The 14170-nt window shown below is 43.4% G+C and carries 15 protein-coding genes and 1 pseudogene; 10 read left to right on the top strand and 6 right to left on the bottom strand.

Annotation, left to right across the window (positions count from 1 at the left end):
• Positions 1 to 98 precede the first annotated feature (98 nt).
• The 6 genes from napF (at position 99) to AC3CKG_RS22875 (ending at position 4740) form a co-directional block, all read left to right on the top strand.
• Complete coding sequence (napF, locus tag AC3CKG_RS22900) at positions 99 to 578, top strand: ferredoxin-type protein NapF (RefSeq protein WP_017109533.1); 480 nt, start codon at positions 99 to 101, stop codon at positions 576 to 578.
• A gap of 23 nt (positions 579 to 601) precedes the next feature.
• Entirely contained in the window at positions 602 to 907 is a 306-nt protein-coding gene (locus AC3CKG_RS22895; protein WP_017109532.1) for a chaperone NapD, read from the top strand.
• Positions 904 to 3393 (top strand): periplasmic nitrate reductase subunit alpha, encoded by a 2490-nt coding sequence (napA, locus tag AC3CKG_RS22890; RefSeq protein ID WP_017109531.1) that lies wholly within the window; start codon positions 904 to 906, stop codon positions 3391 to 3393. Before AC3CKG_RS22895 ends, napA begins: the two co-directional genes overlap by 4 nt.
• A gap of 125 nt (positions 3394 to 3518) precedes the next feature.
• Positions 3519 to 3980: a nitrate reductase cytochrome c-type subunit gene (locus AC3CKG_RS22885; RefSeq protein ID WP_004731324.1), complete on the top strand. Its 462-nt coding sequence runs from the start codon at positions 3519 to 3521 to the stop codon at positions 3978 to 3980.
• 29 nt (positions 3981 to 4009) lie between these two features.
• Entirely contained in the window at positions 4010 to 4591 is a 582-nt protein-coding gene (locus tag AC3CKG_RS22880; RefSeq protein ID WP_004731326.1) for a NapC/NirT family cytochrome c, read from the top strand.
• A gap of 11 nt (positions 4592 to 4602) precedes the next feature.
• Positions 4603 to 4740 (top strand): TIGR02808 family protein, encoded by a 138-nt coding sequence (locus tag AC3CKG_RS22875; protein ID WP_004731329.1) that lies wholly within the window; start codon positions 4603 to 4605, stop codon positions 4738 to 4740.
• 128 nt (positions 4741 to 4868) lie between these two features.
• Here AC3CKG_RS22875 and phaC read toward each other — a convergent pair whose 3' ends face one another.
• From phaC to AC3CKG_RS22850, 5 genes are all read right to left on the bottom strand, one after another.
• The gene (gene phaC, locus AC3CKG_RS22870) at positions 4869 to 6695 is read right to left on the bottom strand and encodes a class I poly(R)-hydroxyalkanoic acid synthase (protein WP_488529439.1); all 1827 of its coding nucleotides are present in this window, start codon (positions 6693 to 6695) and stop codon (positions 4869 to 4871) included.
• Between the two features lie 75 nt (positions 6696 to 6770).
• The gene (locus AC3CKG_RS22865) at positions 6771 to 7118 is read right to left on the bottom strand and encodes a phasin family protein (protein WP_488529438.1); all 348 of its coding nucleotides are present in this window, start codon (positions 7116 to 7118) and stop codon (positions 6771 to 6773) included.
• Between the two features lie 111 nt (positions 7119 to 7229).
• Complete coding sequence (locus tag AC3CKG_RS22860) at positions 7230 to 8441, bottom strand: acetyl-CoA C-acetyltransferase (protein WP_488529437.1); 1212 nt, start codon at positions 8439 to 8441, stop codon at positions 7230 to 7232.
• 26 nt (positions 8442 to 8467) lie between these two features.
• A complete protein-coding gene (locus tag AC3CKG_RS22855; protein ID WP_017109528.1) occupies positions 8468 to 9208 on the bottom strand; it encodes an SDR family oxidoreductase in 741 nt (246 codons plus the stop codon).
• A 580-nt stretch (positions 9209 to 9788) separates the two neighbouring features.
• Complete coding sequence (locus AC3CKG_RS22850) at positions 9789 to 10466, bottom strand: SH3 domain-containing protein (RefSeq protein WP_488529973.1); 678 nt, start codon at positions 10464 to 10466, stop codon at positions 9789 to 9791.
• Between the two features lie 96 nt (positions 10467 to 10562).
• Here AC3CKG_RS22850 and AC3CKG_RS22845 point away from each other — a divergent pair.
• Together AC3CKG_RS22845 and AC3CKG_RS22840 are read left to right on the top strand one after the other, a co-directional pair.
• Positions 10563 to 11137, top strand: a pseudogene (locus AC3CKG_RS22845) (hypothetical protein).
• 269 nt (positions 11138 to 11406) lie between these two features.
• Positions 11407 to 11649 (top strand): hypothetical protein, encoded by a 243-nt coding sequence (locus AC3CKG_RS22840; RefSeq protein ID WP_017105871.1) that lies wholly within the window; start codon positions 11407 to 11409, stop codon positions 11647 to 11649.
• Between the two features lie 239 nt (positions 11650 to 11888).
• On the opposite strand, the gene AC3CKG_RS22835 is transcribed toward AC3CKG_RS22840, so the two are convergent.
• A complete protein-coding gene (locus AC3CKG_RS22835; protein ID WP_099165573.1) occupies positions 11889 to 12347 on the bottom strand; it encodes an Lrp/AsnC family transcriptional regulator in 459 nt (152 codons plus the stop codon).
• Between the two features lie 149 nt (positions 12348 to 12496).
• On the opposite strand from AC3CKG_RS22835, the gene AC3CKG_RS22830 reads away from it, so the two are divergent.
• Together AC3CKG_RS22830 and AC3CKG_RS22825 are read left to right on the top strand one after the other, a co-directional pair.
• Positions 12497 to 13426, top strand: a complete 930-nt coding sequence (locus AC3CKG_RS22830) for a DMT family transporter (RefSeq protein ID WP_488529436.1) — start codon at positions 12497 to 12499, stop codon at positions 13424 to 13426.
• Between the two features lie 175 nt (positions 13427 to 13601).
• Complete coding sequence (locus AC3CKG_RS22825; RefSeq protein WP_102311884.1) at positions 13602 to 14069, top strand: exoribonuclease R; 468 nt, start codon at positions 13602 to 13604, stop codon at positions 14067 to 14069.
• Positions 14070 to 14170 lie beyond the last annotated feature (101 nt).

Here is a 14170-nt window from a genome sequence, read left to right as displayed (position 1 = left end):
TGTTTCTAAAACTACACTACTTGTGAGGACTAATTACAAGATATTAATGAAATAATGGCCTACAATTACAACATCTTAGCAACATCTATAGGTTACTTGTGGTAGATTTATCAAAACGCCGTATGTTTTCGAGAAAAAAAGTGGATGCAAGCCAAATTCGTTTGCCTTGGATTAACAACCTAGAAAGCTTTGTAGATGACTGTACTCGCTGTGGAAAATGCATCGAGAGTTGTGAGACTAAGATAATCATTGTAGGCGATGGTGGGTTCCCCACTGTCGATTTCTCTATTGATGAATGTACGTTCTGCTATCAATGTGCAGATGTTTGTCCCGAACCCATTTTTAAGCCAAAGCAAGGAGAGCCTTGGCAAGCAAAAGCACGTATTTCTGATAAGTGTTTAGCGCAACAAAATGTTGAATGCCGAAGCTGTGGTGACATGTGTGAACCTATGGCCATTCAATTTCAACTTAGAGCAGGCAGTGTTGCTCTACCAAAAATCGAGTTAAATGAGTGTAACGGTTGTGGAGCCTGCGTAGCAGTTTGCCCTACTTCAGCTATTCTTGTGAGTAATGCATAAAACAAAAATAACGAGAGCAATTTATGGCACTAAATGAAGTGCATATATCAAGTTTAGTCGTGCATGTGAGCCCAGAGCATCTGGTCGAGATTAAAGCAGAAATCGAAAAGTTTGATAATGCAGAGATCTACGGAGATAGCCCTGAAGGCAAAATCATCGTGGTCCTAGAAACCGAAAACCAAGGTTTTGTAACGGACACCATCGAAGCAATAAATAACATTAAGAACGTTTTAGGGACAGCTTTGGTTTACCACCAAATCGAGACTGATCTAGACGAAACGGATTTAGAAACTGGAAGCAACAATTCTCAACTTGAGGGTGAAGTATGAAAATGACAAGACGTGCGTTTGTGAAAGCAAACGCAGCTGCATCAGCGGCAGCCGTTGCAGGTGTATCTCTACCGGCAACAGCAACCAACCTGATTGCTAGCTCAGATCAAACAAAAATCACGTGGGATAAAGCGCCTTGTCGTTTTTGTGGTACGGGCTGTTCAGTACTAGTAGGTACTCAAAACGGCAAAGTGGTTGCGACTCAAGGCGACCCAGAAGCACCTGTAAACAAAGGCCTTAACTGTATTAAAGGCTACTTCCTTTCAAAAATCATGTACGGTAAAGACCGTCTTGAACAGCCTCTTCTTCGTATGAAAGATGGCGAGTTCCACAAAGATGGTGATTTTGCACCAGTATCTTGGGACAAAGCATTCGACGTAATGGCTGAGAAGTGGAAAGCAGCTCTGAAAAAGAACGGTCCAACAGGCGTTGGTATGTTCGGTTCAGGCCAGTGGACTGTAATGGAAGGTTACGCAGCAGTTAAGCTGATGAAAGCGGGCTTCCGTTCAAACAACATCGATCCAAACGCTCGTCACTGTATGGCTTCTGCGGTAGGTGCATTCATGCGTACCTTCGGTATCGATGAGCCAATGGGTTGTTACGATGATTTCGAACACGCAGACGCATTCGTTCTGTGGGGTTCAAACATGGCAGAAATGCACCCAGTTTTATGGACTCGAATTACAGACCGTCGTCTAAGCCACCCACACGTTAAAGTAAACGTACTGTCTACTTACTACCATCGTTCTTTTGAGCTTGCAGACACGGGTTACATCTTCGAACCTCAATCAGATCTAGCGATTGCTAACTTCATTGCTAACTACATCATTCAAAACGATGCCGTTAACTGGGATTTCGTGAACAAGCACACGAACTTCAAGCAAGCAACAACAGACATCGGTTACGGCCTTCGTGATGATGATCCTCTACAACAGGCAGCTGCGAACCCTAACTCAGGCAAAATGACTGATATTAGCTTCGAGAACTACAAAGCTTCTGTTGCTGAATACACCGTTGAGAAAGCATCTGAAATGTCAGGTGTATCTCAAGATGACCTGATCAAGCTGGCTAAGCAATACGCCGATCCAAACATCAAAGTAATGTCACTTTGGACTATGGGTATGAACCAACATACTCGTGGTGTATGGATGAACAGCCTTGTGTACAACATCCACCTTCTAACAGGTAAGATTTCTACTCCAGGTAACAGCCCATTCTCACTTACTGGCCAACCATCTGCGTGTGGTACAGCTCGTGAAGTTGGTACGTTCTCTCACCGTCTTCCGGCAGATATGGTTGTTGCTAACCCTAAACACCGTAAAATCGCAGAAGACATCTGGAAACTTCCAGAAGGCACTATCCCTGCTAAACCAGGTGCTCACGCTGTTGTTCAAGACCGTATGCTTAAAGACGGTAAGATCAACGCTTACTGGGTAATGTGTAACAACAACATGCAAGCTGGTCCAAACATCAACACTGAACGTCTGCCAGGTTACCGTAACCCGGATAACTTCATTGTATGTTCTGACCCATACCCAACAGCAACAGCTCAAGCGGCTGACCTTATCCTTCCAACAGCAATGTGGATCGAAAAAGAAGGTGCTTACGGTAACGCAGAGCGTCGTACACAAGCATGGTACCAACAAGTGAAAACGGTAGGCGAAGCTAAGTCTGACCTATGGCAAATTATGGAGTTCTCTAAGCGCTTCACTATTGAAGAAGTTTGGGGCGAAGAACTGGTTGCGAAAATGCCTGAGTACCGTGGCAAAACCATGTACGACGTGCTTTACAAAAACGGCAACGTTGATGCATTCCCACTGTCTGAAGCTCAAGAGCTTAACGACGATGCACAAGCTCAAGGTTTCTACGTTCAAAAAGGTCTATTCGAAGAATACGCAGCCTTTGGTCGCGGCCACGGTCATGATTTAGCACCATACGATCGCTACCACCAAGTTCGTGGCCTACGTTGGCCTGTTGTTGACGGTAAAGAAACACTTTGGCGCTTTAAAGAAGGTTCAGATCCATACGCTAAGAAAGGTTCTGACTGGGACTTCTACGGCAAGCCAGATGGTAAAGCACTGATCATCAACGCTCCATACGAAGCGCCACCAGAAGTACCAAACGATGAATACGATATGTGGCTATGTACAGGTCGTGTTCTTGAGCACTGGCACACAGGTACTATGACTCGTCGTGTACCAGAACTTTACAAAGCAGTACCGGATGCACTTTGTTACATCCACCCTGCTGACGCTAAAGCTCGTGGCCTTCGCCGTGGTGATGAAGTTCTTATCGAAAACAAACGTGGTGAAGTACGCGTTCGTGTTGAAACTCGTGGTCGTAACCGTCCACCACAAGGCTTGGTATTCGTACCATTCTTTGATGCAAGAATTCTGATCAACAAGTTGATCTTGGATGCAACGGATCCTCTGTCTAAGCAGACGGATTACAAGAAGTGTCCAGTTAAGATCACTAAGGTTTCTTAAGCGCCAATTGCTTTTAGAACCTAGATACAAGATCTAACGTATTTAATATTGCGACTACTTTTTTCGTTACTTTTTGAAAGAAGTAGTCCACTCAAAGAATTAGCCTTTAGGCGGAGAAATTAACCATGAAAAAACTGATTACTGCCCTACTATCAGCTGGTCTTTTGCTAGCTGGTGCAGTTCAAGCTCAAGCTGAACTGGATAACCCAGGCGGCATTGGTGGCGTAGAATCTCTACGTGGTGCAAGTGAACTTGAAGCTACTCGCGCAGCGGATGACTTCAAAAAGTTCCCTCGTGACCAAGTACTTGAGAGTGACTACGTATACCAACCACCTCTAGTGCCTCATACTATTCGTAGCTATGAAGTTTCTCTTAACGCTAACAAGTGTCTTTCTTGCCACAGCTGGAAAAACGCAAAAGAAATGGGTGCTACTAAAGTGAGTGTAACTCACTACATGAACCGTGAAGATGCGGTACTTGCAGACGTATCACCTCGTCGTTACTTCTGTCTACAGTGTCACGTACCTCAAGCTAATGCTAAACCACTAGTTGAGAACGAGTTCAAACCTGTAGATTCACTGCGTTAATCGTAGCCAGACGGTAAGAGAGGCTATATATGATAAAATTACTTAAAGCGTTTTGGAAAAGACTCGCGACACCAAGTAAAGCAGCGGTAGGCGTTGTACTTTTCTTGGGCTTCGCTGGCGGTCTTTTATTCTGGGGTGCATTTAACACAGGTATGCAAGCAACCAACACGGAAGAGTTCTGTTCTGGTTGTCATGCTCCTATTGTTGCTGAAATCCAAGAAACAATTCACTACTCTAACCGCTCAGGCGTTCGTGCTATCTGTTCAGATTGTCACGTACCTCACGAGTGGACAGATAAAATTGTACGTAAGGTTCAGGCATCTAAAGAGTTGTACGCGCACTTTATTGCAAAAACCATCAACACTGAAGAGAAATTCAAAGCACGTCGTGCCCACCTTGCTGAACGTGAGTGGAAACGTATGAAAGGCAATGACTCACTTGAGTGTCGTAACTGTCACCAGTTTGATTACATGGACTTTTCAGAGCAGAGCCCTCGTAGTGCGAAACAACACTCAACTGCGCTAGCTTCTGGTGAAAAAACGTGTGTAGATTGCCACAAAGGTATCGCACATAAACTACCAGACATGCACGGCGTTGAAGGCTGGCAATAAGGAGCGATTGAATGAGTACTTTAGAAAGCGTAATTTGGCACATCCTAGGTTACAGCGCTATGCCAGTTATCATTCTTGGTGGCTTTGCAGGTGTTGCAGCCGTATCTCTTTGGCTTTTATCTATGACTAAAGACAAAGAAATCGATTAGAAATCGAAATTGCTTCAACTTATGCCAATTATTTTAGGGATGAGTTGATACTAAAAAGCCACTGAATTCAGTGGCTTTTTTATTATCTGGCGCTTCGTATTTCAACTGTTAAGTTGTGATAATCAATTCTAAGCTTCGCTTTCCGGAGCTTTTGTCTCGGCGACGTCTTGCTCAGCGGCCTCTTTATCAACAATCGGCAGCACCTGTTTAACATAGTTGCCCGGCGCCTTGCCAATCACAGGGTGAAGCTCGGAACCTTGATTGAAAGGTTCGATTTTCTCGTCAGCTTCAAAGCCTTGTAACCATTGATCCCAGTGTGTCCACCATGAGCCTTCATTATGGCTTGCGTTATTTAGCCATTCGTCAGCAGAATCGTCTAGGTTGTCGTTCAACCAGTAGCCGTATTTCTTTTTCTCTGGATGGTTAACAATGCCGGCAATGTGGCCAGACTCGCCTAAAACAAACGTTTTGTTGCCACCAGTGTTTAATGCACCACGGTAAGTCCCCTGCCACAAAGCAATATGGTCTTCTTTAGCTGAGATAAAGTAGCTTGGTATTTTGATCTTATTCAAATCAATCCAAACACCACCTACTTTCACGCCTTTGTCTTGAACCAATTTATTTTCAAGGTAGAGCTCTCGCAGCAAGAAGTTATGGCATTTAGCCGCCACGTTAGTGCTATCACTGTTCCAGTACAACAGATCGAACTCTATCGGGCTACTGCCTTTAAGGTAGTTATCAATGTAGTAATTCCAGTACAGGCTGTTCTCTCGAAGCAAACTGAACGTCACGCTCAACGAGCGACCATCCATGTAGCCTTTCGCGTCGTTCTGTTTCTCAATCGCGTCGATTATCGTTTCATTGATGTACGCCCCAACCTCACCCGGCTGAGAGAAATCTAATAATGTGGTAAAGAAGGTCGCCGTTTTTATACGCTTCTTCATGCGCTTAGCCGCATAGTAAGCCACCGTAGATGCGAGTACTGTACCGCCAATACAATAACCTGCGGCATTGATTTGTTCTTTGCCGGTAATCTCTTCAATAGCGGTGACCGCCTTAACGACACCTTCCGTGACATAGTCACCGAACTCTTGGTCTTTCTGCGCCTCGCCCGGATTGCGCCAAGACATCATGAATACGCTATGCCCTTGCTCAAGCAACCAACGTACCATCGAATTCTTCTCACGAAGGTCGAGAATATAGTACTTATTGATAAACGGCGGAACGATCAACAATGGTGTCGCATTAACTTGTGGTGTCTTTGGGTGGTACTGAATCAGTTCAAACAAGTCATTTTGAAAGACGACATCACCTTCTGTATTCGCGACATCCACCCCCAACCGGAATGCGTTGTTATTGGTCATGCGGATCTTAAGGATGTCGGCGCTCGCTTCCACGTCCGCTTGCAACTGCTCTAACCCATCAAGAAGGTTCTCGCCATTTCTCTCCAGAGTCAGCTTCATCAACTCTGGGTTAGTCGCGATAAAATTGCTTGGAGACATGGCATTGATAGCCTGACGTGAGAAGAACGCTACACGCTCTTTGGTTTTCTCGTCAATGCCTTCAATAGAGTTGATGGTATCGATATAGCTTTTACTAAACAGCAAGTAAGATTGCTTGATGAAGCTATAGAAAGGGTCGTTCTTCCATGCATCATCGATAAAACGCTTGTCACCACGATCTTCAGTGATAACGCTTTCAGTGTTACCCATCAGTGCTGCGTTTTGCCAGATTTGCAGTTGCTGTTCCCACCATTGGGATTGCAGCTGAAGTAGAACGGCTGGTTGGTTTGCGGCTTGTTCAAAAATTTTCGATGCATCATCAAAATTCAATTCTTGCATCGCTTTATTTAGGGGAGATTGCGCGGCTTCCTTGTTTTGTTCAAAATTTTCCCACCATTGCTGGTTCGTTTGTTGAAACTTAACAAGGTAGTCCGAAAAGAAGTGTTGAAACATAACATGACTCCAATAATCGGAAAATCGCCACCAAGCCGCACAGGCCAACCTGTACTAACTCGATGGCGACTAGTTTTATGCAGGTGTAACTGTTTTCAAGTTTTCAGTTGTTAGTGTTTCAACATCTTCTTTGAACTCTTTTGCAGCAGCTTGCATTTTTGAGCTATCACTCATCATCTGTTGAGACAATTGAGTAAGTGCCGTTAGTTGCTGACCGTTAAAAGCTGTAAGACTATTTACATCTTTGATTTCATTGACTGCTTTCATTTGTGCAAGACCCATATCGGTATAAGTCTGCAACGCATTCATTTGAAGTTCAGTCATTGTTTGAACGTTCTTTGCAACCAACTTATTGAATTTCAAGTACGGTTCGAACTGCTTTTCAGTTTGGTCTGTGATTGTTTTGAAAATATCCGTGTACATAAGTAACTCCTGGTGAATACATAGTTAGTGAAGAAATAGCGTAATAAAGAAATAGTTAAAAAAATTAATAGCTTAAAAAACCAATTTAGCTCGCCTACGGTATGTCGAGTTCTAACCCTCGATAGCTTTAAGCAAAACAGCGGTTCCCATTCCCCCGCCCACACAAAGCGAAGCAACACCATAATTGGTATGTTGCTCGATCATTTCGTGGATGAGCGAAACAATAATTCGGTTACCTGATGCCCCTAGAGGGTGACCAAGTGCGATAGCGCCACCGTTGACATTAACCTTAGATTTGAACGCTTCAAGCGGCAGATCATGTTGTTCAGACAACTGGTACATTACGCCTAACGCCTGTGCAGCGAAGGCTTCATTCAACTCAAACAGCTCAACTTCTTCTAAAGTTAAATCCGCTTTATCTAACGCTTTAGATACCGCTTCTACTGGACCTAACCCCATAATTTTTGGGTCTAAACCCGATTGCGCGTAGCTGCTTAGCTCTACGAGTGGTGTCAGGCCGTATTTCAAGACCGCAGATTCAGACGCTAAGATAATGGCACTTGCGCCATCATTGATGCCCGAAGCGTTACCTGCGGTAACCGTACCTTCACGGTCAAAGGCTGGACGAAGCTTTTGTAGAGCTTCGAATGTCGCGTCTGACTTCGGATACTCATCGGTATCAAAAGTGACGGTGTGTCTGCGTTGCTTAACTTCTACAGGTACGATTTGCTCGTTGAACTTACCCGCTTCAATCGCAGCAACTGCTTTCTGTTGGCTTTCTAACGCGTAGTTATCTTGTGCGAGACGCGAAATATTCAAAGTGTTGGCGATGTTTTCAGCCGTCATGCCCATGTGGTAGTGATTGAACGCATCGGTTAACCCATCACCCACCAGCAAGTCTTTCATTGAGATGTCGCCCATCTTGTGTCCGTTGCGAATACTCGGTGGCACAATAAAAGGAATCTGAGACATCACCTCAACACCCGCCGCAATAACGACTTCAGCATCTTGTGCTTTGATGTGAGCCGCCGCATCCATCACCGATTTCATACCGCTGCCGCAGATCATGTTCACACCGTATGCAGGTGTTTCCTCAGGTAACCCTGCATAGATGGAAGCCTGACGAGCAACCCCCATGCCTTGACCTGCCGAAATCACATTACCGACGATCACTTCATCAATCGCATCCAACGAAAGATCGACAGACTCAAGTGCGCCTTTGATCGCAACGCCAGCCAACTCGCCCGCAGATACGTTTTTTAGCGACCCGGTGAAGGCACCAATAGGAGTACGTTTAGCCCCAACAATAAATACTTTTTCCATTATTCCATTCCCTTCAGTTTCGCCAATTAGTGCATGTACAAGCCGCCATTCACAGACAGTGTTTCGCCTGTAATGTACGCGCCAGATTCACTTGCTAAAAAGCCCACTGCGTCTGCAATTTCTACAGGCGTCGCTAAACGTTTCATTGGGATTTGGTTTTTAATTGAATCAAGGACTTCAGGCTTCATTTGCTCAACCATAGGTGTGCCTGTATAGCCAGGGGCAACCACGTTTACCGTCACTCCGCTTCTAGCCCCCTCTGCTGCCAAGGCTTTTGAAAAACCAATCATTCCAGCTTTAGCCGCCGAGTAGTTAGTTTGTCCAAACTGACCTTTTAGGCCATTGACTGAAGAAATATTAATGACTCGGCAATTGCCCTTTTCGCACATCGGTGCAAACAGAGGCTGTGTCACATTGAAAAGGCTGTTGAGGTTAGTCTCAATCACATCTTTCCAAGCTTCGGCATCCATCTTTTTGAAGACGCTGTCACGAGTAATACCTGCGTTGTTGACCAAAACATCCACCGTGCCTTCTTCTTCTAACAACTTGCTTAAGCTCTGTGCACATTCAGCGGTGTTGGTGACATCTAATTCAAACAATCGCACTTGATCTTCAGTAAATTGCTTTTCATTAAACCAATCCAGTGCGCACTGATAATTCCCAGTAAAATAGGTCGCGATAACACGATAGCCATCCGCGACTAATTTAGAAGAAATTGCTGAGCCGATACCGCCTTTTGATCCTGTAATTAAAGCAAGCTTTTTCATTAATGGTTCCATCCCTTACAAGCAATTAAATAACAATGATGTTAATAAGATAATGTCTTAGTCGATAATTAAACTTTACGTTTTGCTTTAATTAAACCCTACATCTCAAAATCAAAAAGTATTATTACAAATAAAAAATATTTTCATGTTATGGCAAGAAATCTGACTTACATCCCAAAAACCATGAAATGTTACGCTTATGTAAAACCCACCAAGCCACTGATATAAATAGACTTTATTTAACATTAATTATATCACCAAGCCGATAAGCCTTTGTTTATTAGAAACAAAATGACACTCCCTAACTAGTTTCAATGAGAATGCAATATTGAGAAACGAAACAATTGATCGAGGGAATAATAGTGAGATTACTATTGCCTATTAATAAATCTATCGAGGCTGTTCTATATAAAATCCAATATAAATAAATGTTGAAATCACAATGGCTAAAACTCTGTTTCGATAATTAAAATTGAGTAGACAACAAAAAGCCCACTCTCAAGAGAGTGGGCTTTCAGTCTAAATAAATGGAAAATTTAATGGCTATTAATACATCTAATTATTAATATCGGATCGGATCTTACTTAGTAAATGTTTCGTTTGTATTTACATCTAAATAAATTTTATTTTCAAGAGACAGTCCGCCGCAATAGATAAAATAGACATCTCGGTCACTGTACTTTACCGATTTCACCCAACCACCCAATTCTTCGAAGTCACTTGGGTCACATTCGCCATCAGAGATCAGCTCGGCAACCGTATTGCGGAACTTCTCTTTATGGATCTTAAGATCGTCGGATTTAACCAAATATGAATCCAATATCTCTATGCTTTCTTTCTCAGAAATAATCACTTCATCATTGGATAGGCCAGACATCGAAACCCATTCGGCCGTCTGTGGGCCGTCTTCTTTTAGAACGATATAGTCTGAGATACGTGCCCATTCACCCTGCTTTTCGAGTACTTCGACTTTTTCGCCTTTGTAGAGGTAATCTGTTATCAATCCATCAACTTCTGGTTGTTCTACCACTTCAAGCTTTCTATCCAGAACGTAAAACTCTGTCTGTTCTGGCTCAGGTTTAAGTTCCATGATCGGTTTTAAATCAGCTTCAGGCTGAGCAACTTCTTCAACGGACTCTTCGGTTTTGTCTGCTGGTGGTGAGTCTTTCTTCATAACAAAGAAGTAGTACGCTGCTCCTCCTCCGCCCAATATTAACAACACAAGTAAAGCGATCAGCGCTTTTTTCATCAAATCCACCAGCTCTTCCGTTTTAGGGTTACATGAAGTGTACATCAACTCACGCCACCACTCATCTATACTGTCTGTAGAGAGCACGGTAAGTAGAGGAAAGTCATGCGTTTTTGGGTAAAGGTTATCATTATGAGCGTACCTTTGATTGCCAATGCCGCGGTCGCAAGCCATTGCGATCGTGAAAACTGGCAAACATTGTTGGATCGCCAACTCGTATATGAAGATCGCTACAACCAATACACCAAAGAGTTCAACCAAGTTCTCTCAACCTATGAGTCACAAACTCTGCTATCTAAACACTTCAACGAAACACAGATCATTGAGCTTTGGGCAAAATATGAAGAAAGGTTTAATGTGCAGCTCAATAGTCATATGAATACCGCTTATGATGTCTCTGAGGTTTTGTTAAAACAGGCATACGTCGTCTCTACCGAATTAGACGGAGCTCAATCTCTTATTCACTCATGGCAAGCCGTTGCTCAACACTGTGCTAAAGCAAAACTTCCGCGACAAACCGAAAGCGCACAGTTGCACGTAACGAGCTCGCAATCGCTCGCCAAAGATCTCCACACACTCAGCGAAAAATTCCGTCAGCTGTCATCAAAGTATCGTAAGGAAGCCAAAATGATAGATGACGCACGCCATGCAAAGCACCAATAAATGATGCATCAAACTGAAGCTCACACTCACCGCCCTCTGTTCATCGACTGGATTTATTCTCATAACGGACTATCTCGCTGCCAGAATATCCAGAAAAATAGTTAATCAAAGCTTTATCAATAGCTTGTAAATCTAATGTGCTAACTATCAACAATAAAGTTCATTTTCCGACCAATGCAAGTAAATATGTGAGATATTCATCACAAAATAGATTTACAAACGCCAGAAAATTGTTATCATGATTCTTCATATAACTTAATAACAAGAAACATTTTGGCTAGGTAATATGCAAAAGACTATGGCTTTCAACTGCTTGAGTAACACGGAAGGGACTGCAGAGATAAGAGGTAAACTTTTATCTGTCGCTAAACACATGGAAGAGTTCGGTTCAGTAAGTGAGCTAGAGCTATGTAGGATATTTGGAGAGACAATTTGGAATGACGGTGTGGATTACCATTCACATGCATTTTCATTCAGAATTAATGTAAAAACCGGAGATTGTTCAATCTCTAACTTTAAATATCACTGATTTTTGCACCTATACATACGGAGTACCTTTCACAAGGTGCTCCGTTTTTTATGGCCGCTATGTTAAGTTGTCGAGCCTAGTTTAGTTTTCAACCTGACATTTCTATCAGCATTAGAACATTGCTTTTTCAGCTCACCAACCAACCTCAATGCATATAAGTTACCCTTTCAGCTTAATCGCTCTTACTTGGCTTAATCGAGCTGATTTAGAGCAGTCAGTCTTAGTCAACACAATCAATCTTAATCAACATAGACAGGCAGCGGCGCATTACCTTTCACTTGTCTAATCGCGAGATGCGTATGTATGTCCTTGACGTTTGAGAGCCGTTGCAGCTTTCTTGTAAACGCCTCATAGGACATCAGATTCGGACTAACCACTTCTAACAGATAATCATAAGCGCCAGATACTACGTGGCAGCTGATCACCTCCTCCATCTCGACAATGGCGCCTTCAAACTTATCGATCGACACTTCTTGATGATTGTTTAGACTCACCTCAACAAAGACACTCATAGCAATGCCAACTTGCTCTCGCGACAAACTCACACGATAGCCGTCAATAATTCCCTTTTCCTCAAGCCTTTTGATGCGTCTTGCGCACGGTGAAGGTGATAAACCGACTTCATCTGCTAACTCAGCCGTGGTTAACCTGCCATCTTTTTGTAGCAACTCTAGAAGATGCCTATCAATTCTATCCATAGTAAATGCCGATCATTGGTTAAATTCGTTAATAATTTGATAAATATTAGCAGGAATCCTCAATGATAACTCAAGTTAGAACTAAATTTGCCAACCTATGGCATAGCTCTTAATTCATAATTAAGCATAATCCACTTTCCTTATTTACTATGAAGCTTGGCTATCTATCAATCGTTGTTACTCTGCTTATCTGGGCGAGTTTTTTTCTTTCGCTTAAAGACGGCGCGAATTCAGATTTAACACCTGCAGACATCGCACTAACGCGATTTCTCATCCCTGCATTAGTGCTACTGCCTTTGGTATGGAAAGCGCGCACATCTATCTCTTCAGTCCCTAAACGCTACCTAGCAGGCATGTTTGTGGGGTGCGGATTGCCTTATTTGCTCGTCGCAGGAACAGCTATGCAATTTGTTCCGGTATCACACGGGAGTGCTTTAGTTCCGGGAACGCTGCCACTCTTCGTCACTGGCATTGCGGTACTCCTTTTTAAGCAACCCCTTAGCCGACACCGTATCGCCGGTTTAGCTCTGGTTTTGCTCGGTATATTGCTGTTTTTAGGCAGTAGCTTAAGCAGCTTCAACTTTGAATACACCAAAGGCCATTTGTTGTTTTTGTGTGGAAGCTTAATGTGGGCCACTTTTACCATCTCAGCACGTGTCGCCAACCTTGATGCATTAGTGAGTGCGGGGTTCATTTCATTCTGTTCTACTTTGCTATTGCTGTTCCTTATCCTGACTGGCAGCTTACCCAGCCATCTAATGGATACACCAATCGCCCAATGGCCATTTACAGAGCTTGCTGTACATTCTGCAGTACAAGGCGTCGGTGCTGGGTTAATAGCAGCTTTCACTTACCTTTATGCTGTTAACACATTAGGCGCAGAGCGATCGGCCGCTTTTGGTAGTGCTACCCCCGCCGTCGCAACCCTGTTGGCGGTTCCACTGTTTAACGAGATTCCAGATGCGATGACTTGGGTTGCTCTTTGTTCGATTTGCATCGGCAGCTTGGTCGCGAGCAACATTTTCATGAGAAACGATCAGTCTATGCAGTATCAACCACCAAGCTTCAGCAAAAGCTGATAACGTTTGAGTCGCTATACAATGTTTAAGTCGCTATAAATAACCTTTAAGCGCTGAGTCTAAGGCGTTTGATACTTGGATAAGCCTGCAGACGTAGGCTTATCCAAAATATGCTTTTTCTAAGCTCAGTTCTCCATTAAACTGTCCGACCTTTTTGCTCATCCAAGAGAACGCTATGCAACGCGATTACACTTTAACTAGCTTAAACACCATGCCTCGTGAGGAACTAGAAGAATTCAGTTTAAGAATGATCCATCGTCTTGTCCCTGAAGACGCGATGACGGAATTGTTTACGTTTGAGCAGGAAGAAGTCGCCAGTGAAGAGCGCATGCAGTCAGCGAAGTTCGATGCGATGCTACGAATGACCGCAATCGCGCTGAGTGAAGTGAACCTTGCATTTAGTGAGTCAGATAACTCACAACAAAACATTGAGCGTATGACACGTCTATTGCTTTGGCACTTCTACGCAATGTCGTTCAACCTTGAGCAAGCCATCGACCTTGAAACTCATTGCGAGAAAGTAGAAAAGATTTTGGAAAAAGCACCGACAGAAGCATTCGGTTGGGTAAAAGAGCTGACAGAACTGCTTCATTTTTACGCGAAAGTGAATGAAGGCAACGAAGAAGGAAATGAAGACGCTTAAATGCCTCTTCAATTTAAAAGCTTTTCAACGAGTTGTTCGCTACTCAGTGAACAACTCGCCTATGCCCTAAGCTAATCCTAGTAGAACTAAATCGAACGCAA

It is taken from the genome of Vibrio sp. QJM3NY_15 (genome assembly GCF_057785995.1).
Note: the sequence above shows the minus strand (reverse complement) of the source record. Positions and strands in the feature narration are given on the sequence as shown.

Coding starts and splice junctions, on each gene's coding strand:
- napA (WP_017109531.1), top strand. CDS start 904: ATGAAAATGACAAGACGTGCGTTTGTGAAAGCAAACGCAGCTGCATCA.
- AC3CKG_RS22860 (WP_488529437.1), bottom strand. CDS start 8,441: ATGGAAAAAGTATTTATTGTTGGGGCTAAACGTACTCCTATTGGTGCC.
- AC3CKG_RS22895 (WP_017109532.1), top strand. CDS start 602: ATGGCACTAAATGAAGTGCATATATCAAGTTTAGTCGTGCATGTGAGC.
- AC3CKG_RS22840 (WP_017105871.1), top strand. CDS start 11,407: ATGCAAAAGACTATGGCTTTCAACTGCTTGAGTAACACGGAAGGGACT.
- AC3CKG_RS22885 (WP_004731324.1), top strand. CDS start 3,519: ATGAAAAAACTGATTACTGCCCTACTATCAGCTGGTCTTTTGCTAGCT.
- AC3CKG_RS22880 (WP_004731326.1), top strand. CDS start 4,010: ATGATAAAATTACTTAAAGCGTTTTGGAAAAGACTCGCGACACCAAGT.
- AC3CKG_RS22865 (WP_488529438.1), bottom strand. CDS start 7,118: ATGTACACGGATATTTTCAAAACAATCACAGACCAAACTGAAAAGCAG.
- AC3CKG_RS22855 (WP_017109528.1), bottom strand. CDS start 9,208: ATGAAAAAGCTTGCTTTAATTACAGGATCAAAAGGCGGTATCGGCTCA.
- phaC (WP_488529439.1), bottom strand. CDS start 6,695: ATGTTTCAACACTTCTTTTCGGACTACCTTGTTAAGTTTCAACAAACG.
- AC3CKG_RS22825 (WP_102311884.1), top strand. CDS start 13,602: ATGCAACGCGATTACACTTTAACTAGCTTAAACACCATGCCTCGTGAG.
- AC3CKG_RS22835 (WP_099165573.1), bottom strand. CDS start 12,347: ATGGATAGAATTGATAGGCATCTTCTAGAGTTGCTACAAAAAGATGGC.
- AC3CKG_RS22830 (WP_488529436.1), top strand. CDS start 12,497: ATGAAGCTTGGCTATCTATCAATCGTTGTTACTCTGCTTATCTGGGCG.
- AC3CKG_RS22875 (WP_004731329.1), top strand. CDS start 4,603: ATGAGTACTTTAGAAAGCGTAATTTGGCACATCCTAGGTTACAGCGCT.